This window comes from Natronococcus sp. A-GB7 (assembly GCF_029688865.1).
GTDB lineage: Archaea > Halobacteriota > Halobacteria > Halobacteriales > Natrialbaceae > Natronococcus.
The window spans coordinates 45,618-64,412 of the sequence record NZ_JARUKV010000021.1 but is presented as its reverse complement, the minus strand read 5'-3'; the positions used below and the strand labels follow the sequence as shown (position 1 = coordinate 64,412).

Sequence of the window (18,795 nt, the reverse complement as noted above, 5' to 3'; positions counted from 1 at the left end):
GGCGGCGGGCGCCGAAAGGCTGTTCCCGCGTTGTGGGCACACCGGTGGGATGACCGTCCCGGGGGAAGACCCCGCGATCCAGTACGCTTATCTCGTCGCGGTCGTGCCCTTCTACCAGTGAAGTGGCGGTGTACCTGGTGTGGGGAACCACACGACGAGAACGACCCCCCGTGTCGCGAGTGCGGACACAACAGCTTCGAGAAGGCGGTCGTCCGAGAGGGCGAGGAGGAGTCGCCACAAACCGAGACGGTCGACACCGGAACGACCTACGTCTGGCGCTGTCGGAACTGCGGTCGGGACCACGTCAAGAACAACCCGCCGTGTTCGCGCTGTAACGGTCACGACCTCGAGAAGGTCGAGCAGCGCTACGACGACGTCGATCGGGACCTCGAGGTGCCGGGCTGGCTCGACGTGGCGAAACCCTACCTGCCGGTGTTCGCCGTGATCGGCGTCGTCGTCCTGCTGTTCGCGACGGGGATCATCTCGCCGTCGGTGCTGCCGGGACTCGGCTCGCCGTCGCCGCCCGACGCACCCGGCGAGGGTACTGCGGCAGCCGGAATCGACCTCGAGGAAACCGAACTCGCGGTCCACGAGCGACTCGAGGCCGAACGAACCGACGGCTCGAGCTCGTACGACGACGACCTCGCGGCGTTCGCGGAGTACCAGAATCGGGCGTTCGTCGCGAGCGAGTACGGCGACGCGGATCCGAACCCCGCCGATCCCGGGGAGTTCGGGGTCGACTGCGAGGCGGAGTTCGTCGGCGTCCAGTTCGCACTGGAGTCGTCGATCGACGACTACGACGACGAGGCCGCACTCGCCGACGACGTCGCGGCCGCGCTGGCGGGCACCGACGACGGTGACGCGATCCTGGCCGGACCGCCGAGCGAGGGGCTCGACGTTCACGTCGTCGACGGGACGATCCACGTCGTCTACGCCGCCTGCTGACACGGTCTGTCGTAGTGAGGATGTGACCGCGATCGTTCTACGGGTGTCCCCGAAACGGCGGGCGGCTCGAGCAGACAGCACTATCCACAAAACGACAAGGAGAGCAGTCGAAAGTCGGTCTACGCGGCCGACTCGAACGCGTCGCGAAACGCCGTCGTCTTCTCGCGGACGTCGACCGCGCTCGCCTCGAGCGCCTCGAGGGGGTCGACGCCGCCCTCGGTCTTGATGGTCAGGATCGGCTCGGTCTGGCCACCCGACTGCTCGGGGTTGACGTCGTAGGTCGCCGCGCTGATGTCCTCGCGCTCGAGAAGCGTCCCCTTCAGCACGTTCATGAACGTGTGGTCCTCGCCGGCGATCTCGATCGAGAGTTCGTTCTCGCTGCTCTCGGTGACCCGCAGTTCCATACCCGTTCGTGGGGTCGTCGGCCGCTTGTACCTTTCCTTTTCGACCCCTGCGCGGCAGCAATTCCTATACGGGTTCGGTCGAACCACAGGGTATGGATCCGATCGCGGTCGGTTTCGGACTCGTCGTGCTGGCGACGCTGCTGGGTTCAGTGGCGGTCGTCAGGCGACTGTACCGTCCGGAACGGCCCTGGGGCGAGGCCGCACGGGCTCGGCTCGTCTGGGGCGTTCCCTGGGGGTCGATCGTCGTTCTCGTCGGGGTGTGCTGTGTCTACCTGTTCGTCCAGGACGGAGTCACCGACTTCGCCGATCCCGTCACGATCCCCTACCGCGCCTGGTCGTACTTCGCCCCGCTGGGGATGCTCACCGCGTCGTTCTCTCATGCCGGCCCGAGCCACCTGCTTGGAAATCTGGCCGGGGCCGCGATCGTCGCGCCGATCGCCGAGTACGCCTGGGGGCACTACCCCGAAGACGACGAACGGGACTCGCGGCTGGCCGACCCTCGAGTGCGCGCGCTGGTCGTCTTCCCGCTCGTCGTCGTCGCGGTCGGGCTGGCGACCAGCCTCTTCGCGCTCGGCCCGGTGATCGGCTTCTCGGGGATCGTCTTCGCGTTCGCCGGCTTCGCGATCGTCCACTACCCGATCGCGACCCTGATCGGAACGGTCGGATTACAGGGGGCGCTGCTGACGGTGTTGCGAGCCCTACAGAGTCCGATCAGCGTCCACGTCGCCGAGGCGAGTCCTCCGGGACCGCCGTCGTGGGCGACGATCGCCATCCAGGGCCACGGCCTCGGCTTCTTCATCGGAATCGTTCTCGGCGTGGTGGTACTCGAGCGACGGAACCGACGCCCGAACCCGCTACACCTCTGGCTAGCCGTCCTGCTGTTCGGGTTCGGCAAGTCGCTGTGGGCGATCTACTGGTTCGGCGGCGAGAACACGTTCGTCCTGCTGCGTGGGCCCGGGGTCGTCGTCGTCGCGATCCTCGCGGTCGTCGTCACGGTCGCCGTCACCGGCTCCGCAACCCCGCTGCTCCCGTCTCGTCTCCGACGGGACGAACCGGATCGAACAGCGACCGACAGGGCCGTCGAGCTCGCCCGGCAGAGCGCGGACCGAACCGGGGCTCGGCTCGAGCGCGTCGCCGCCATCGCCGGCGGAGTGGCGAGCACCGAGCGTCGCCACCACAGGCGAGCGGCGTTTCTTGCCGTCCTGCTCGTCACCGCGTCGCTGGCCGGCGTCGCCGTCCCCACGAACCTCCTCGTGATCGACGGGGAGACGACCGCCGACGCCGCCGTCGAGATCGAGGGCTACACCGTCAGCTACGAGGAGGGCGCCCAGAACCAGCTCGTCTCGCCCGTCGCCGTCGGTCCCCTCGAGGAGGCCGTTTCGATGGAGTCCAGCGGGGTGATCGTCTCGAACGACCGCCACCAGGTCTGGCTCGACGCAGTGACGAGCCAGCAGCTCGCGTTCAGCGGCGAGGAGACGGTGTACGTCGGCGGGCCGGGCTGGCGGGAGGGCGTCACCGTCGAGCGAACCGGCTGGGAGCCCGTCGGCAACGAGACGGTCTACCAGGTCTGGATCGAGGGCGGCGGCGAGGACCGCCAGCTCGCCCACGAGTCGAACGAGTCGACCGCCGACGCGCGGATCGACGGCCGAAACGTGACCGTCGCGACCGAAGACGGCGAGTTCCTGCTCGAGGTGGCGGAACCGGACGAAGACGAGAGTACGACCGTTCCGGTACCCGATGAGAACGAGTCGGCAACCGCGGACGGGCTCGCGTTCGAACGCGAGAACGGGGCGATCTACGCGGTGTCGAACGGAACCGAGGTTCCGGTCGCAGCCGAGGAGACGTACGACTAATCCCACTCGATCCGGAAGACCTCGGCCTCGAGCGTGCGCTCGCTCTCGGTGTGAAAGTCAAAGCGCCTCTCGATCGGGAACTCGGCGCGAAACGCGTGGGTGACGGCGCCGCCGGCGTCGGCAACGAACGACTCGACGAACGACTGACTCCCCTCGTTGTGGATCGTATAGGAGACGGCCCCGATCTCCCGGGCGGTCTCGAGGAAGGCTCGATCGGCGTGGCGGTTGCCCCGCTGGGCACCGAAGGGGGGGTTCGAGACGACGGTCGCCTCCGCGGGAACCAGCGGCACCCGCGTCGCGTCGCCACGGAGCCAGTCGAGACGGTCGGCGACGCCGACACGCCCGGCGTTCTCCCGGGCCAGCGCGAGCGCGTCAGTGTCGACGTCCATTCCGACGACGCGGTCGGCGCCGGCCAGGGCGGCGCCGATCGCGAGCATTCCGGTGCCGGTGCCCAGATCGACGACGGGCCGCTCGAGGTCGTTCTGGAGTCCGGCGAGGTGACAGATGTGGGCGGCGATCTCCGGCGGCGTCAGGTACTGTTCGAGCGAGGCCGACGGCTCGGCGAAGTCGGCCAGCGACTCGAGCCGACGGGCGAGCGTGCGCCGGGAGGGACCGGACATTACGCCGGCGTCAGCCCTCGAGCGTAATGGGTGCGTCGAGTTCGAGCGCGATTCCCTCTCGGTCCGCGCGCTCGGCGCAGGCTGCGATCGCGGGACGGACCTTCTCGGCGTTCGCGACGGCGTCGGCCGACACCGTCACCGAGTCGACGCCGAGGAACGCGCCGGCGCGGACGTAGCTCCGGATGCGGTCGACCTCGTCCTGGGTGGCGAGCGAGCAGTCCTCGTCGAAACAGGCCTCGAGGGTGAGTTCGGTCGGCGAGAGCCCCTCGCCGTGCAGGTCGCGCTTGAGATCCCGGAGGTACTCCGGTGCGGTCGATTCCAGTGCGGTCGCCTCGATCGTGACGGGCGTGACGTCTGCGGGTCGACAGCGGTCGATCGGCGACTCGAGTTCGGGGCCGGACGTCGTGCTCATTGCGAGTGCATACATGGCCTGCATACAAAAACATTTCTGATGCCCAAGAGTAATACAGCGACGCTGAACGGCGAGCCTCGGGGACGGCGATCGACCGACGAGAACGACGCCAACGGACGCTTTTCGGTCGAAAACGGCGTACCGAGCCAGCCCGGAGCACGAACGGGCCGGCTCGAGAAAACGTTCAGTGCGAAGACAGCCCGCAGCGCCTCACTCGCTCGGCGGGGCCGGTTCCGCTTCCGGTTCCGGTTCGGGATCGGACTCGTCGAGACCGACGTCCTCGTCGGATCGGGCGGCGACCAGTCCACCACGGGCGACGCTGTACAGCGGTTCGCTGGCGTGGGAGACGCCGCTGATCGAGAACGGGATGCTCGCCTCCCGCAGGTGGTCGCGGAACAGCTTCTCGAAGCCGCGCGGGCTCGAAGTCCCGCCCGTGACGACGACGGGGATGTCGAGTCCTTCCTCGATGTCTTCCTCGTCGACCTCGCTGACGATGTTCTCGATGACGTAGTCGAGCAGGTTCTCATAGTAGATCGACAGCGCACCCTCCACGCCGCCGACGTCGGTCGTGAAGTCGAGTTCGAAGTCGTCCTCCTTGATCGAGGTGACCTTGTCGACGGGCGTTCCGGTCGCGCGGGCGGCCTGCTCGTCGACCCAGTCGCCCCCGCGGGCGACCGAGAACTTCATCACCGGTACCGCGTAGTACGCCAGGCAGACGTTCGTCATCCCGGCGCCGAAGCTGATCCCCAGCCCGGTGAAGTTGTTGTCCGCGAGCTCGCTGTAGATGACGGACATCCCCTCGTTGATCGGTTCGGCGTCGTACCCCATATCGTCGAGGAACGACTCGATCGTCTTCTGGTGGTACAGCGTCGAGAGCTCCGAGTCGATCGGATCCGCGGGCGTCGAGAAGTACACCTTCTCGCCGGGGCGGTCGGGCTCGCCGACGACCTGCTGGATGATGAGTTTCATCATCGGGATCGCGCTCTGCTCGTCGTTCGAGAGGATCCCGTGTTTCATCGGGCGGCGGGTCTCCTTGTTGAAGATGTTCGCGAAGTTCAGGGCGTCGTCGCCGACGACGTACACCTTGTCGTCCTTGCGGATATGCAGAACCTCGCTCCGGGCGAGCATCTGCTCGGCCATATCCGAGTAGCCGATCTCCACGAAGGAGTTGCGCTGCTGTACGAACACCGTGTCGTTTCCGTCCTGCTGTGCCGACAGGATGTTCATCGTGCCGACGTCTAGGCCTTTGGCCATACCGGGGAACGTACCTATCAGGTTATAAGTTTAATGGCGAGAATGTATTGATTTATGAACTGTACGGGAAGAAGCGGCGGACTACGAGCGCTCGAGCAGCGCGCGGACGCGAGCGACTACCCCGCCCAGGACGCCGTTCGAGCCGGCATCGGTTTGGTTTCGCTCCTCCCGCTTTCGCTCCCGGAGTTCGGTCAGCTTCGCCGTCTGGTCGTCGACGGTCGAGCTCGAGGCCGTCGTCTTCGTCTCCCGGCCCTGGAGTCCTTTCAGACCCGCGACGGCGTCGTCGACCCCCGACGAACGGGTCGTCGTCGTCCCCTGCCCGGGATCCATCGAGACGTCGTCGAACCCGTCGTCGTCGAACTCGAGGCGCTTGTGGTCGGTCTTCTCGACGCCGCCCCAGGAGAGGTCGACGCTGGCCATCGCCGCGTCGATGTCCTCGCGGATGTCCGCCATCGTGAGTCCGTCGTCGGCGTCGTCTCCCTCGTCGGCTTCGGCCGACTCCGCCCGGCGCGCCAGCTCGAGGTAGTGGCCGACCAGCGCCGCGCCGGTCGAGGCGACGAGCCCGGTGAGACCGACCGCGTACGCGGTGACGACCTCGACCGTGTAGTCGACGTCGCCGACGAAGTACCAGTGATACGGGTACGCGTACAGGAAGCCGGCGACCGCGAGGGCCGTAATCGTCGCACCGCCGGCCGCGGCGTACAGCGTCCGCCGATCGGAGGGCAACAGGACGACCACGCCGAGCATCGTCGCCGGCAGCGACAGCAGCCCCAGCGCGTACGCCGGCTGGAGCAGGTCGTAGTAGGCGCTCTCGAGGGTTCGTGCCTCGTGGGTGCTACCCCAGAGGAAAAGCAGGAGGGCCGTCGCTCCGATCCCGATTCCGCCGAAGAAGAGGCCAAACCCGACGTAGACGTCGGTGTACCCCTCGGGCTCGCCGACGTACCGCCGGTAGAGCTCGAGGAGGTAGCCGTCAGGGGACTGTTCCGTTGTCATGCCTCCCTGATTTTTACTCCATCACCATGACTTTTTGGTTCAGTAATATATAAAATATAGAGTGTTTCCGAATCGGAGTGATCGGCGATCGTCCGGGAAGCGCCGCCGTTATACGTCCGTGGCCGTAACCGGAGACAATGAGCCAGGAGTCGGAGTACAGTGAGGGAGACCTCAGAAACGTGGGGATGAGCCTCAAGCACGACCGGGAGTGGGACTACGAACTCGAGCGAATCATCGAGGCGATCGACGAACGCGACGCCGAGACCGTCGGCCTGCAGTTCCCGGAGGGACTGAAACGCCGCGGGCCGAAGGTGGCCGACGACCTCCGGGAGCTGGCCGGCGACGACGTGACGTTCATGCTCTCGGGCCAGCCGTGTTACGGCGCCTGCGACCTCGACACCTACCTGATGAAACGCACCGACGTGTTCGTCCACTTCGGCCACTCGCCGATGAAGAACACGGACAAGGTGATCTACGTGCCGCTGTTCTCGAACGTCGAGGTCCAACCGATCATGGAGGAGGCCCTCGACACGCTCGAGGATCCCGACGAGACGGAGGGCGTCGGTCTCGTCACGACCGCCCAACACATGAACCGCTACGATGAGATGACCGAGTTCCTCGAGGAGCGAGGCTACGAGGTCCAGAGTCGTCGCGGCGACGAGCGACTCACCCACGAGGGCCAAGTGCTCGGCTGTAACTACGCCAGCGCCGACGTCCCCGCCGACCAGGTGCTGTACGTCGGCGGCGGGAAGTTCCACCCGCTCGGGCTGGCGATGGAACACCCAGAGAAACACGTCGTCATCGCCGACCCCGTCAACAACGTCGTCACCGTCGCCGATACCGAAAAGTTCCTGAAACAGCGCTACGCGTCGGTCCACAAGGCGATGGACGCCCAGAAGTGGGGCGTCATCTTCTGTACGAAGATCGGACAGGGTCGCTGGGATCAGGCCCAGGAGATCCTCGCAGACAACGACGACGCCTACCTCATCACGATGGACGAGGTCACGCCCGACCGCCTGCGGAACTTCGATATGGACGCGTTCGTCAACACCGGCTGTCCCCGCATCACGACCGACGACGGCCCGCAGTTCCACAAGCCGATGCTCACGCCCGGCGAGTACGAGATCGCCGTCGGCAACAAACCGCTCGAGGACCTCTCTTTCGACACGTTCCACGGCACCTGGTAGGGCCGACGTCCGGGATCTCGAGAACCGACCGATCGAACTCGCAGTCGGCCGCGGTATCCACTTCCCTATTCGTGACGGCGACTCCCGAAGTCGGCTACTCCTCGTAATCCGTGTCCTTGTCCTCGTGGGCCTTCCCCTCCGACACCTCGTCGGCTCGAGTCTGGGTCAGGAACTCGTAGCGATCGCAGACGTCGTCCCAGTCGACGACGTTCCACCACTCCTCGACGTAGCTCCCGCGCTCGTTCTCGTACTGGAGGTAGTAGGCGTGCTCCCAGACGTCGAGCGTCAGGATCGGGATCGATCCCTGGTGGGCCAGCCCGTTTTGCGATTCGACCTGGCCGATCACCAGCAGGTCGGCGACCGGTTCGTAGAACAGCATGGCCCACCCGTTGCTCTCGACGTTCTCGGCCGCGGCGGTGAACTCCTCGCGGAACGCCTCGAACGACCCGAACTGCTCGTCGATCGCGGCCCCGAGTTCGCCGTCCGGCTCGCCGCCGCCGTCGGGGCTCATGTTCTGCCAGAAGATGGTGTGGTTGATGTGGCCCGAGAGGTTAAACGAGTAGTCCCGCTTTGCGGCCTTGACGTCCTCGTAGTCGCTTTCCGCTCGCATCTCCTCGAACGTATCGAGGGCGGCGTTGGCGCCGTCGACGTACCCCTGGTGGTGGACGCTGTGGTGGAGTTCCATGATCCGTTCGTCGATGTGGGGCTCGAGGGCGTCGTACTCGTAGGGGAGTTCGGGAAGCGCGTACCGACCGTTCTCGACCGCGCCGTGTTCTGCGCCGTCGGCGTCGTCGCCAGCGCCGGCCGCCGACGTCGAACCGATCAGCGCGAGCCCGGTGAGCCCGCCGATGGTCTGGAGCACGTCGCGTCGCTGTCCGGTCGGGAGGATCGAGTCGTTCGACATACGAGCACCACACGAACGGATTCCTTCATTAACTCTCGCCTGGCAATAGAAGGTGCGTGATTAATAACAGGTGAGCATAAAGACAGCTGCCGGTCAGAGAGTCTCGAGAGCCGGCGGGTCGACCGATACCGAGCCGAGAGACACAACACTTACCCAGTCGGTTCGCACATCCTCGAGTATGACAACCAGCGACTGGGACGACTGGCTCGTCCGCGAGATCGAGGACGCCGCACCCGACGGCGTCGCCGTCTGGTACCTCGGCTGTAACGGATTCGTGCTCAAGGGTAGCGACGGGACGACCGTCTTCATCGATCCGTACGTCGGGCTGGGCGATCCGCCCCGAACGGTGCGGATGATCCCGGTTCCGTTCGATCCCGAGGACATCGCCGAGACCGACGCCGTCCTCGCGACTCACGAACACACCGACCACGTCCACGGGCCGAGTCAGGCGCCGATCCTCGAGAACACGGGAGCCACGTTCTACGCACCCGACGACAGCCTGACCGTCGCCCGCGAGGACGAATCCTGGACCGAGGAGTACGACGTCGACGGCGACCAGCTCGTCGAGGTCGAGGAGGGCGAGACGATCGAGATCGGCGAATTCACGGTCCACGTCGAGGAGGCGAACGACCCCGACGCGACCCACCCCGTCAGCTACGTCGTCGAACACGAGGCCGGCACCTTCTTCCACGGCGGCGACACCAAACCGTCCGACGAGTTCGAGCGGCTCGGCTCGGAGTACGACATCGACCTCGGCGCGCTCGCCTTCGGCACCGTCGGACGGATCCCCGACAAGGAGACGCGAGAACCCAAGCGAACGCGGTGGTACAACGACGAGAACCAGATCGTCGAGGCTGCCGCCGACCTCGAGCTCGAGGCGCTGTTGCCCAGCCACTGGGATATGTGGCGCGGACTCACGTCCGATCCGAAGGTGCTCCACCACCACGCCAAGAGCTTCGACTATCCGCGGCGGCTCGAGCTCGTCGAGATCGGCGACCGCGTGAACCTCTAGCATTCCTTCCTGAAACGCAACTCGTTTACCGCTCGACGGCCGAGAACCGGTCGATGGGCGAGACGATTCCGATTGCCGTTCCGCGAAAAGGTCGCCCGCTCGAGTGCGTGCTCGACCGCATCGCAACGCGCCTCGACGTGCCGACCCTCGCGGACGACGTCACCTCGACGCTCCGCCACGAAAAGGCCCTCACCAAGGGACGCCTCGACGCCGAGGAGGACGTCTACCATCGTCTCGCCACCTACAGCGCCGTCGACGACCCGACCGAGCCCGAGTACACCCTTCTGCGGGACGACCGAGCCGGGAAACCCCGCCGAATCGTCTTCGACAGCGTCACGATCCCGCTTGGAGACGGGAGCGGCACCGAGATCCAGCTCGTCGGCCGCGAGGAGCCGTTCCGCGCGCTACGAACCCACGAGTTCGCGCTCGGGTTCGACAGCGCCGACCTGGTCCTCGAGGAGGTCGTCGAACTCCGGCCCGAGCCGCTGAATCGGATCGCCGACGTCAACGCCCGGATCAACCCCGTCGACACCGACGTCCGCGTCGTCACGGGCCTCGGCGACACCGTCTACCACACGCTGATGGCGACCCCGGAGACGGCACCCCAGCAGGCGCCGATCGACCGGGAGTTCCTCGAGGGCTACGAGGGACCGCTCTGTATCGAGCCCCGGTACGAACGGCTGGTACAGGCCGTGCTAGGAACGAAAACGCTCGACGGCGTCGACTTTCGCTACCCCACGGAGGGCCGCGAGGAGGAGGCCGCAATCGCCGACGCGGGGCTGGGGGTCTACCTGACGGTCACCGGCTCCACCGCCCGCGAGCACGGACTGGTGCTGGGCGAGCAGCTGTTCCCGAGCGAGACGGTGTTGCTCGAGAACGGGTCGGAAGTGACCGACGCCGTCGCCACGGTGCGGTCGGCGCTCGCGAACGGCACCCTCGAGACCGAACTCGCGGTCCCGAACTGACTCTCTCGTTCTCGAAGCGATCGATACTCGGCTCGAGAGCGTCTGCTCTGGCCGAATCTCCGATCTCGACCGCTGAAATCGACCCCGGAATTTCGTATATCGGCATATGGTTTATTTGTTCGAGAGCAGTCGCCCGGCTTCCGAGAAACTGGTCGGCCGAGTCCCGATCGAACGCGAAAACGCCCCACGGAGTTCGACGTGACGGGCGTCTCTCGAGCCTTCGAGCTCCCGGCCGACGGCCCCCGAGGTGACGGCGACCCGTCGACCTTCGGCGTCGACCCACTCAGACGCACCATCGATCTAACGAGAAGCAACCAGCCGACTCGTGGTTTCCGAGAGCCGAGACCGTCCGCGACCGGGACGCCTCGGTCCGAGGATCTCTCGGGCGGGACCCCTTCCAGTGCTCGTCGATCCGAACGGTTCGCCGACCCCCCTCGAGGATGCAACTCGACCCGAGCGTAGTGGCCGATCCGCGGTAACCCGATGACCCCCGCAGGACGTCCGCTACCTCGCCTTCCGGAGGGTCGACGGCGACCGAAGCGAAATAGCGGTCGGGTGTGCGTACGCCGGCGAGATCGGTCGACGGCGACCACTCTCGAGCCGTCTACCGAAGTTCTCCGACTCCCTTGCTCGAGCGTCAGCCCGGATCCGACCGTCGGATGCTCAGCACAGCGAGTAGATATTCCGCTCGTAGACCGTCCGAACCTGATCGCCCCAGTTGTGGGTGTAGGTATCGATGATATCGCTGGCGACGTCCCCGCGGAGGTACTTGACGATCCCCCGATCCCCCGTCCGATCGCGCAGGTGAGTCGTGAAGAAATGTCGGAAGTAGTGGGGCGTCACGTTCTCGGTCGCGCCGCCACCCGTTCGGTACCAGCCCCTATCCCGGGCGTGTTTCTCGACGACGTATCGGACGTCGGCGGGCTCGAGTCGCTCACCCCAGCTATCACGGGTGTCGAGAAAGAGGGGATCGGCCGGCGAAACCGGATCCGGTCGGATCGCCAGCCACTCGAGCAGCGCTCGGCGAAGTTCGTCGTCGACGGGAATTACCGTCTCCCGCTTTCGTTTGTTCGAGGCCGTCCGCTCCTCGCCGTTTACCGTCCGGCCCCGTGTCGGCTCGGAGTCGACGAACAGCGAGGCCGGACGTTGCTCGAGTTCGACCCGCGGCGTCCACTCGAGATCGAGTTCCGGAACCGCGAGGTGGCAGTCCCGTAGATCGAGGTTACAGAGTTCGCCCACCCGCATCCCCGTCTTCAGGAGGGTGACGACCGCGGCGCGCTCGAGGGGGTGGGCGATCGAGCCGACGAACTCACGCATCTCTGGGACGGAGATATCCCGTCGGGTCGGGTTCGTATCGATCGATTCGGACAGCTCATCCATCACGAGCACCATCGGATTCGCCTCGAACGCGCCGACCCGATTCATGTACTCGTAGAAGCGGTTGAGGTAGGAGGCGTAGGTCGCGATCGTACTCGACTCGAAGCGTTCCCGAAGCGAGTGAACCCAGGCCATACACTCGCGCCGACCGGCCGCCGACACCGCGTCGGCGTCGAAGCGCTCGCAAACGAACGCCTCGAACTGCCGGAGCACTCGCTGGTAGGCCTCGAGGGTGCGCTCGCTCTTGCCGTGGTATCGCTGGTCGTCCAGGAAGTACGCGATCGGATCCTCGATCGCGTCGGGGGGGTCGGCGCTACTCGCCATCGTCACCCACGATCGTGTATCCACCGTGGCGGCCGCTGTAGCGAACCCGGTTCTCGGCCTGGAGCTCCTCGAGCGTCTCGTCGAGGCGGGACTCGATGTCGTCGCTGACCGCTTCGAGGAGTTCGTCCCACGTGTAGGTGTCAGTAGACAGTAACTCGAGGAGACGTGTTTCGAGGGCGTTACCCCCAGGGTCTGCGTCCGGAGAACCGGGTTCCTCGCGGTCGCCCTGAAAGCCTCGCCGTCCGGCCTGGACCATCGTTCGGAGGAACTCGCTCTGGCTCATTCCGAGGTCGTCGGCGTGGGACTGCCACTCCTCTTTCTGGTAGGTTGGAACGTACGTTCTGACGGATGATTTGGACGTATCCCTCGAGTCAGCCATACACGACTACTCAGACGCGCGGACCTTCAATCTTGTTGTACTTCGAGATAAGGTATCTTATCCTGAGTTCATGACTTAGTTATAGAGGTGTATACCGGCCACGAATTCGTATTTAGATAGTAGTAGGTACGCAGTTCCGGATATAATTCGCTGGTCGATGGGTCCAAAGATCAAGATATAGCTGGACCTCGAGGAAGGGGTGAGCGAATCGCGGTACTTCTGTGGACGGTAGTCGCTTCGATCAACGGCTTAGGGCGAGGGGACGATCGGTCGAGCGTCGGTCAGCTACGCAACTGTTCGGTAGTCGAACTTCGTTCCTCAGCGCTGCGATGCAGGTCGAACGCTCGAGTTCGCCAATGAGCCACTGGGTTACCGTCCGAACGTGATCGAAGGGTCCTACGAACGACGATGCTCGAGAGGAACTCGAGGCGTTCCACTGGACTACCCGTCCTATTGAGAGATCGACAAACCCTACGTACGGAGTCTCGATACCGAATCGCTTCCGGTCCCTTTTTCGTCGGACGAGAGGCTCCTCGTCGTTTTAGTCTCTAGCGCGATACGAGGTGCTCTCAGCCACCGTCGACGGGTCGAAGATTGCCGACCCGTTCCGTTTCGTCGTCCCGCGGCGGTCAGAAGATCGCCGCCCTCGGAACGAAGAGAGGTTTTGCGCGCTGATCGGACGGTACGTACCGCTCGAAACGGTCGATAAGCGATTTCGTGCGGACGTTCGTCCGACCGCGTATTCGACGTACCGTCGAAAGCTTGGGAGCGGTTTCACAGAGGTTCAAGCAGGAAGCCCACGACTTCAGTCGTGGGTAGCTGACCTACTGACGTTCCGTTTCGCGGAAGAACGCTCGATCCGTCGGATACTTGGTCAGGACCTGTTCCGTCAGCTCTCCGCGAGTGAGTTCGCGGGCTTGGCAGCGAACCCGCGTACTTCGGGCCCATACGGAAGATCCACGTCTCCAGTATTCTAATCGGGGCCCTTCTCAGGAGTGTCCAGCGCGGAAGTCGGAGTGGTGCGTCCACCATCCCAGACTTCGGAGCTGGTTGATAGACGGCCCGTTCCACCGTAACTACTTCTCGGTCTGGAGGAGGTACCTTCCGGTAGGACCCAAACTCGGCTACCGCTTCCGCGCTTTCTCGCAGGAGACCTCCGGTCTCGTGCAACCGCCCGGAGGGTTTCGCCCTCCAAGGATCGGCGAATCTTCGATTCGCCTCGACAGCAGAGCGCGTAGCGTTCCGCGGACGGCTCCAACCGAAACGTTCGGACTGCACCGCTGTGACGTCGAACGAGTTTTGTTTCGACTTCGCACGGACGTCGGGATGCGAGTGATCGTGTCTCCTCGCTCGAGGGAACTGCAGTAACCACTGGAAATCAGTGCGTACCCGATCGCACGACGGCTGCGCGATCTGTATACAAACAGTTCCAGTCGTTACGATAGACCGAAGAGGAGCGAAAACGGCGAGATCTTTCCCGTTCGACCGTTTTTCGCGACCACCGTACACCCCGCGAGTTTCGAGTTGTAGATCCTCGTTGACGTCCTCCCACGACTGAAGTCGTGGACTTTCGCGCTGGTTCTCTGCAACGACTCCGTAGTAGCCGCGTAAGGTCACTGGAGCCCGGTTACGGGACGGCTGCATTGCGAAGCCGGTCCCGAACTTCGGCGGAGTAGCGGTGTTGGTTCCGAGGCGGGACGACAGAAGTAACAGCATGCGACGAGAGACGAATCGATGGTTTCGCCAACTGCGATAGCAAGGGGGTGGGGACCTCGAGGCATCTGGACGAACCGCAGTTCACACGCTCGTTCTCGTTCGGTCCCTAAGCCCGATTCAAGCCGTTCCCGCTCGGACCGATCGAGACGTCTCGCCGCCATCCGCTCGTCACCTCGTCTGACTCGACGGCTCACGCCGACGGAGGTTCCGGTATTACGCCCGCCTCGTCGATGTTTTCGCGCATCGGATGGTGGAATACCAACATCTAAACTCTATTTCGATATATCCAATCGGGGCAGATCTTCGGTTCGTACCCGGAACCGTTGCGCACGAGTTCGGCGGACGGCAGGTGTGGCTACACCGAATCGTCACCGGTCGGTTCGTCGCTCGAGAGGTCGTGTTGAAACCACTGCCCGACGGTCCGCTCTCGTTTTCGGGCGCGAAGCCGTTCCTGCAGTCGCTCCTCGATCTCGAGTTGCATCTCGAGCCCGCGCTCGGCGTCGACGTCGTAGGCGGTCGCTGCACGGCCGAGCAGCGAGGCCGAGCTGGCGGTGTCGGCGGTGACGCTCGCCAGGCGGCGTCGACGCTGGAAGATCGACTGGGTGTGGACGACGGCCTGCACGCGGTAGTAGGGGACGACCTTGGTCGTCCGGTTCCAGAACCCGGTTCGGGTGAAGACGTAGCGGTCGCCGAGCTGGTGGCCCCGATTGCGCCACTTCAGGTGGGCCGCGACGGGAACGAGGACGACCAGCGCAGCGGGGAGGTACCACCGCTCGAGCGCCGTCGCGGTCGCGAGCAGGTAGCCGGCGCCGACTAACGCACCGACGACCAGCAGGTACCGGACGCCGTACCGTTCCCGTGCACGCTTGGGTGGCGCCTCGAGGTCGACCTCGCCGAACGGTTCGATCGAGCGGGCCAGGCCGACGACGCGGTCGTAGCCCGCAAGCGGGATCGCCGACTCCGTTCCTCGAGAGCCCTGGCCGGGCGCGTAGCCGGCGGTTTCGACGGCCAGTGCGCCGTAGCCGAACCACCGGAACGGCACCCGTTCGGTGATCGTCAGCGTCTGGACCTTCTCGAGGGGGATCGTGCCGCTGTAGCGCTGGACGAGCCCGCGCTCGTAGTAGAGTTCGTCGCCGACGCGGGTGAGTCGAAACCCGTAGTAGCGGTTGAACGTGAGGACGGCGCTGACGACCCAGGCCGCGAGCAAGAACAGGACGACGAGCCAGGCGAGCGCGACGAGTCCGCCTTCTGCGCCGGGCAGGCCGTCGACCAGGTCGGCCGGGATCAGCGTCGTCGGGTCGAACCCGCTGAGAAAGGACAGCGCGATCCCGCCCAGCAGGCTGGCCCCGGGGTCGATCGTGAACACGCTGAGGATCGCCAGCTCGCGGGGCTGAATCTCGAACAGGAGCTCCTCCTCGTCCTCGTCGCTCGGGTCATCAGTCTCCGACGCCACAGACTCGTCGTCCTCGTCACCTTCGGCTCGCGCACCACGCCGGAGCTGGCGCCTGAGTCGTCGAGCTTCCTCCTCGTCGACGTACTGCAGGGAGACCTCGGTCTGACCGCCGCCGGCGGTCTCGATGTGGACCGCCGCGAGCCCGAACAGCCGGCTGAGAACCGGCTGGCGGACGTCGACGTTCTGGATCCGTCGCAGGGGAACCTCCCGGTCGCGTCTGGCGAGGACGCCGGAGGCGACGTCGAACGTGTCGCCCGTGAGTTCGTACCGGAACCGCTCGTAGTAGGCGACCTCGTAGACGACCGCGACGACGATCCCGAGCAACACCATCCCGCCGACGGAGACGAGCGTCCCCCCGGCACCGCCGGGCGAGGCGAAGACGCCCGCGATGAAAAAGAGGAGCCCGACGTTGACGCTGCGCGAGATCGATCGGACCGCGATCGAGAGCGGGTGGAGTTTCCTCATACCGCGTCCTCACCCTCGCTCTCGATCGCGAGCCGGCGCAGGTCCTCGCGGAGCCGTTCGGCTCGCTCTGGCGTCAGGCCGGGGATCGCGACGTCGGCGCTTCGCGAGCCCGCCGTGTAGACGACGACGGTCGCCAGCCCGGTCGTCCGCTCGATCGGCGACCGCCTCGAGTCGACGTGCTGGACGCGGACGTAGGGGACGACCGTCTTGATCCGGGTGAAGACGCCCCGTTCGATGTAGAGGCCGTCGTCCTGAACCTCGAAGCGCCAGACGGCATAGCGGCGCCAGGCGACGACGATGCGGACGAGTCCGAGGGCGACCGCGAGACCGATCGCGCCCGGAACGAGCAGGTCCGGCGAGTTCGCCCACAGTCCCGTCTCTGAGAGTACCAGCGCGGCGCCGACGAGAAATCCGCCGACGATTCCGGCCCGGAACACCGCCAAGAACAGCCAGACGACGCGGACCCGGGGATTGAGTCGCTCCATGAGGAACCGAAGGGAAGGGGCGCGAATAAAAAGTCGGATCTCGGAATCGGGCGGGAGCCAGGAGCAGAGAGAACGCGGACCGGAACGGAGCCGAGAATCGGGACGGTCAGTGTGTCGCCGTTCGGACGTCGTCGACCTGATAGAGGTCCTCTCGGAGTCCCTCTCCGTCGCAGTCCTCGGTGGGACACTCGTAGTGCCACCCGTCCTCGGTCGCGTCCCGCTCGCGGAATCGGTCGCCGCATACCTGACAGAACAGTTGGGCTTTCTCGCAGGTATCCCGGTGGAGTTCGAGGGCGAGCTCGGTCTGGAACGACTGGTTGCAGTTACGACAGGTGTGCATATTTCGTCTGACGCGAGCATCCGTAAAAACTGCTTGGGTTCTTTTCTTGCGCCCGGATCGCGCTTGATTCGGCCTCATTCGGTCGGTTTGGGTTCGACCGACAGACAAGAAAGAACGATCAGTGGCCGATAGTACTCGAGTCCGTGTGCTTCGTTTCACGAGACGTTCCCGACAACTCACCCTCGAGCGGTCGGCCCTGTCACGCTATGACAGGATTGTGATGGATGGGTCGATACTCGAGTCGATCCGGGGGTGAGCTACGAAACGCGCGCTCGGAACGCCGGGGTTACTCCTCGCGACCCAGGATACCGCGCTGGGTCATCTTCTCGGGGTCGAGCACCTCGTCGGCTTCCTCCTCGTCGAGGTAGCCCTTCTCGAGGACGACCTCCCGGACCGTCTTGTCTTCCTTGAGCGCGGTTTTGGCGACCTCGCTGGCCTTGTCGTAGCCGATATGGACGTTCAGCGAGGTGGCCATCGCCATCGACTGTTCGACACGCTCCTCGCAGTGTTCGCGATTCGCCTCGAGCGGGTCGACGAACCGCTCGGCGAAGATCTGGCTCGAGTTCGCGATCAGTTCCGCGGACTCGAGGAAGTTGTGGGCCAGCACGGGCTTGTAGAGGTTGAGGTCGATCTGGCCCTCGGCGGCGCCCGCGGAGACGGCGGCGTCGTTGCCGACGACCTGCTTGTGAACCTGGTTGACCGCCTCGGCGACGACGGGGTTGATCTTGCCGGGCATGATCGAGGAGCCGGGCTGGTTCTCGGGCTGTTCGATCTCGCCGAGGCCGTTACGCGGGCCGGAGGCCAGCAGCCGAAGATCGTTGGCGATCTTGTTCAGCGAGCCCGCGACGACGCGGAGCGCACCGTGGGCCTCGGACATCGCGTCGTGAGCGGCCTGGGCCTCGAAGTGGTTGTCGGCCTCGCGGAACTGAACACCCGTCTCCTTCGTGATGTACTCCGCTGCACGGCCAGGGAACTCCTCGTGGGTGTTCAGGCCCGTTCCGACGGCGGTCCCGCCCAGCGCGAGTTCGGCGAGGTGGTTCCGAACCTTGTCGACGCGGTCGAGACCCTTCTCGACCTGCGTTCGGTAGCCGCCGAACTCCTGACCGAGCGTGACGGGTGTGGCGTCCTGGAGGTGCGTGCGGCCGGTTTTGACGACATCGTCGAACTCCTCCGCTTTGTGCTCGAGCGATTCGCGCAGGGTGTCCAGCGCGGGGATGACGTCTTTCTCGACGGCCTCGAGGGAAGCGACGTGCATCGCGGTCGGGATCACGTCGTTGCTCGACTGGCCGTAGTTGACGTGGTCGTTGGGATGGACGACACGGTCGCCGATTTCGGCGCCCATGATCTCGGCGGCGCGGTTGGCGATGACCTCGTTGGCGTTCATGTTCGAGGAGGTCCCGGAGCCGGTCTGGAAGACGTCGACCGGGAACTGGTCGTCGTGTTCGCCGGCGATGACCTCGTCTGCGGCCTCGACGATCGCCTCGGCGACGTCTTCTTCGACCAGCCCGAGGTCGCGGTTGGCCTGTGCGGCGGCCTTCTTGACGACGCCGAGCCCGCGGACGAATCGTCGGCTAAACGAGATCCCGGAAATCGGGAAGTTCTGGATCGCGCGCTGGGTCTGGGCGCCCCAGTAGGCGTCGGCCGGCACCTGCATCTCCCCGAGACTGTCCTCCTCGGTACGGAACTCGTCGTCGCGTGTCATACCCG

General features: G+C 65.3%; 17 protein-coding genes. 5 read left to right on the top strand and 12 right to left on the bottom strand.

Features of this window, described 5'->3' with window-relative positions; genetic code table 11:
- The first annotated feature begins 117 nt into the window (after positions 1–117).
- Positions 118–945, top strand: a complete 828-nt coding sequence (locus QA609_RS17685; RefSeq protein WP_278303939.1) for a hypothetical protein — start codon at positions 118–120, stop codon at positions 943–945.
- Between the two features lie 119 nt (positions 946–1,064).
- Here the strand turns inward: QA609_RS17685 and QA609_RS17680 are convergent, their stop codons facing one another.
- Entirely contained in the window at positions 1,065–1,349 is a 285-nt protein-coding gene (locus QA609_RS17680; RefSeq protein ID WP_278303938.1) for a DNA-directed RNA polymerase subunit L, read from the bottom strand.
- Between the two features lie 92 nt (positions 1,350–1,441).
- On the opposite strand from QA609_RS17680, the gene QA609_RS17675 reads away from it, so the two are divergent.
- Positions 1,442–3,202 carry a rhomboid family intramembrane serine protease gene (locus tag QA609_RS17675; protein ID WP_278303937.1) on the top strand — a complete coding sequence of 587 codons (1,761 nt, stop codon included), beginning with the start codon at positions 1,442–1,444 and terminating at the stop codon, positions 3,200–3,202.
- Here QA609_RS17675 and QA609_RS17670 read toward each other — a convergent pair.
- The 4 genes from QA609_RS17670 to QA609_RS17655 form a co-directional block, all read right to left on the bottom strand.
- Entirely contained in the window at positions 3,199–3,822 is a 624-nt protein-coding gene (locus QA609_RS17670; RefSeq protein WP_278303936.1) for an METTL5 family protein, read from the bottom strand. The two genes, QA609_RS17675 and QA609_RS17670, sit on opposite strands and share 4 nt — an antisense overlap.
- 10 nt (positions 3,823–3,832) lie before the next feature.
- Entirely contained in the window at positions 3,833–4,234 is a 402-nt protein-coding gene (locus QA609_RS17665; protein ID WP_278303935.1) for a hypothetical protein, read from the bottom strand.
- A gap of 210 nt (positions 4,235–4,444) precedes the next feature.
- A complete protein-coding gene (locus QA609_RS17660; protein ID WP_278303934.1) occupies positions 4,445–5,488 on the bottom strand; it encodes a hypothetical protein in 1,044 nt (347 codons plus the stop codon).
- Positions 5,489–5,569: 81 nt separating this feature from the next.
- Entirely contained in the window at positions 5,570–6,481 is a 912-nt protein-coding gene (locus QA609_RS17655) for a permease (RefSeq protein WP_278303933.1), read from the bottom strand.
- Between the two features lie 137 nt (positions 6,482–6,618).
- On the opposite strand from QA609_RS17655, the gene dph2 reads away from it, so the two are divergent.
- The gene (gene dph2 / locus QA609_RS17650; RefSeq protein ID WP_278303932.1) at positions 6,619–7,668 is read left to right on the top strand and encodes a diphthamide biosynthesis enzyme Dph2; all 1,050 of its coding nucleotides are present in this window, start codon (positions 6,619–6,621) and stop codon (positions 7,666–7,668) included.
- A 94-nt stretch (positions 7,669–7,762) separates the two neighbouring features.
- Here dph2 and QA609_RS17645 read toward each other — a convergent pair whose 3' ends face one another.
- Positions 7,763–8,572 (bottom strand): superoxide dismutase, encoded by an 810-nt coding sequence (locus tag QA609_RS17645; RefSeq protein WP_278303931.1) that lies wholly within the window; start codon positions 8,570–8,572, stop codon positions 7,763–7,765.
- A gap of 178 nt (positions 8,573–8,750) precedes the next feature.
- On the opposite strand from QA609_RS17645, the gene QA609_RS17640 reads away from it, so the two are divergent.
- Positions 8,751–9,584, top strand: coding sequence for an MBL fold metallo-hydrolase (locus QA609_RS17640; RefSeq protein WP_278303929.1), 834 nt, complete (start codon positions 8,751–8,753; stop codon positions 9,582–9,584).
- Positions 9,585–9,637: 53 nt separating this feature from the next.
- Entirely contained in the window at positions 9,638–10,549 is a 912-nt protein-coding gene (locus tag QA609_RS17635; RefSeq protein ID WP_278303928.1) for a hypothetical protein, read from the top strand.
- A 663-nt stretch (positions 10,550–11,212) separates the two neighbouring features.
- Here the strand turns inward: QA609_RS17635 and QA609_RS17630 are convergent.
- From QA609_RS17630 to QA609_RS17605, 6 genes are all read right to left on the bottom strand, one after another.
- Positions 11,213–12,250: a tyrosine-type recombinase/integrase gene (locus QA609_RS17630; protein WP_278303927.1), complete on the bottom strand. Its 1,038-nt coding sequence runs from the start codon at positions 12,248–12,250 to the stop codon at positions 11,213–11,215.
- A complete protein-coding gene (locus tag QA609_RS17625) occupies positions 12,240–12,629 on the bottom strand; it encodes a DUF5805 domain-containing protein (protein ID WP_278303926.1) in 390 nt (129 codons plus the stop codon). Before QA609_RS17625 ends, QA609_RS17630 begins: the two co-directional genes overlap by 11 nt.
- 2,071 nt (positions 12,630–14,700) lie before the next feature.
- Positions 14,701–16,263, bottom strand: a complete 1,563-nt coding sequence (locus tag QA609_RS17620; protein ID WP_278303925.1) for a PH domain-containing protein — start codon at positions 16,261–16,263, stop codon at positions 14,701–14,703.
- Positions 16,260–16,748, bottom strand: a complete 489-nt coding sequence (locus QA609_RS17615; protein ID WP_278303923.1) for a PH domain-containing protein — start codon at positions 16,746–16,748, stop codon at positions 16,260–16,262. Before QA609_RS17615 ends, QA609_RS17620 begins: the two co-directional genes overlap by 4 nt.
- A 106-nt stretch (positions 16,749–16,854) precedes the next feature.
- Positions 16,855–17,088 (bottom strand): HVO_2901 family zinc finger protein, encoded by a 234-nt coding sequence (locus tag QA609_RS17610; RefSeq protein ID WP_278303922.1) that lies wholly within the window; start codon positions 17,086–17,088, stop codon positions 16,855–16,857.
- 286 nt (positions 17,089–17,374) lie between these two features.
- A complete protein-coding gene (locus QA609_RS17605; RefSeq protein WP_278303921.1) occupies positions 17,375–18,790 on the bottom strand; it encodes a class II fumarate hydratase in 1,416 nt (471 codons plus the stop codon).
- Positions 18,791–18,795: the final 5 nt, after the last annotated feature.

Bases quoted from the DNA above. Each gene is read 5' to 3' on its own strand.
- QA609_RS17680 (WP_278303938.1), bottom strand. From the start codon at position 1,349: ATGGAACTGCGGGTCACCGAGAGCAGCGAGAACGAACTCTCGATCGAG.
- QA609_RS17675 (WP_278303937.1), top strand. From the start codon at position 1,442: ATGGATCCGATCGCGGTCGGTTTCGGACTCGTCGTGCTGGCGACGCTG.
- QA609_RS17670 (WP_278303936.1), bottom strand. From the start codon at position 3,822: ATGTCCGGTCCCTCCCGGCGCACGCTCGCCCGTCGGCTCGAGTCGCTG.
- QA609_RS17665 (WP_278303935.1), bottom strand. From the start codon at position 4,234: ATGAGCACGACGTCCGGCCCCGAACTCGAGTCGCCGATCGACCGCTGT.
- QA609_RS17660 (WP_278303934.1), bottom strand. From the start codon at position 5,488: ATGGCCAAAGGCCTAGACGTCGGCACGATGAACATCCTGTCGGCACAG.
- QA609_RS17655 (WP_278303933.1), bottom strand. From the start codon at position 6,481: ATGACAACGGAACAGTCCCCTGACGGCTACCTCCTCGAGCTCTACCGG.
- dph2 (WP_278303932.1), top strand. From the start codon at position 6,619: ATGAGCCAGGAGTCGGAGTACAGTGAGGGAGACCTCAGAAACGTGGGG.
- QA609_RS17645 (WP_278303931.1), bottom strand. From the start codon at position 8,572: ATGTCGAACGACTCGATCCTCCCGACCGGACAGCGACGCGACGTGCTC.
- QA609_RS17640 (WP_278303929.1), top strand. From the start codon at position 8,751: ATGACAACCAGCGACTGGGACGACTGGCTCGTCCGCGAGATCGAGGAC.
- QA609_RS17635 (WP_278303928.1), top strand. From the start codon at position 9,638: ATGGGCGAGACGATTCCGATTGCCGTTCCGCGAAAAGGTCGCCCGCTC.
- QA609_RS17630 (WP_278303927.1), bottom strand. From the start codon at position 12,250: ATGGCGAGTAGCGCCGACCCCCCCGACGCGATCGAGGATCCGATCGCG.
- QA609_RS17625 (WP_278303926.1), bottom strand. From the start codon at position 12,629: ATGGCTGACTCGAGGGATACGTCCAAATCATCCGTCAGAACGTACGTT.
- QA609_RS17620 (WP_278303925.1), bottom strand. From the start codon at position 16,263: ATGAGGAAACTCCACCCGCTCTCGATCGCGGTCCGATCGATCTCGCGC.
- QA609_RS17615 (WP_278303923.1), bottom strand. From the start codon at position 16,748: ATGGAGCGACTCAATCCCCGGGTCCGCGTCGTCTGGCTGTTCTTGGCG.
- QA609_RS17610 (WP_278303922.1), bottom strand. From the start codon at position 17,088: ATGCACACCTGTCGTAACTGCAACCAGTCGTTCCAGACCGAGCTCGCC.
- QA609_RS17605 (WP_278303921.1), bottom strand. From the start codon at position 18,790: ATGACACGCGACGACGAGTTCCGTACCGAGGAGGACAGTCTCGGGGAG.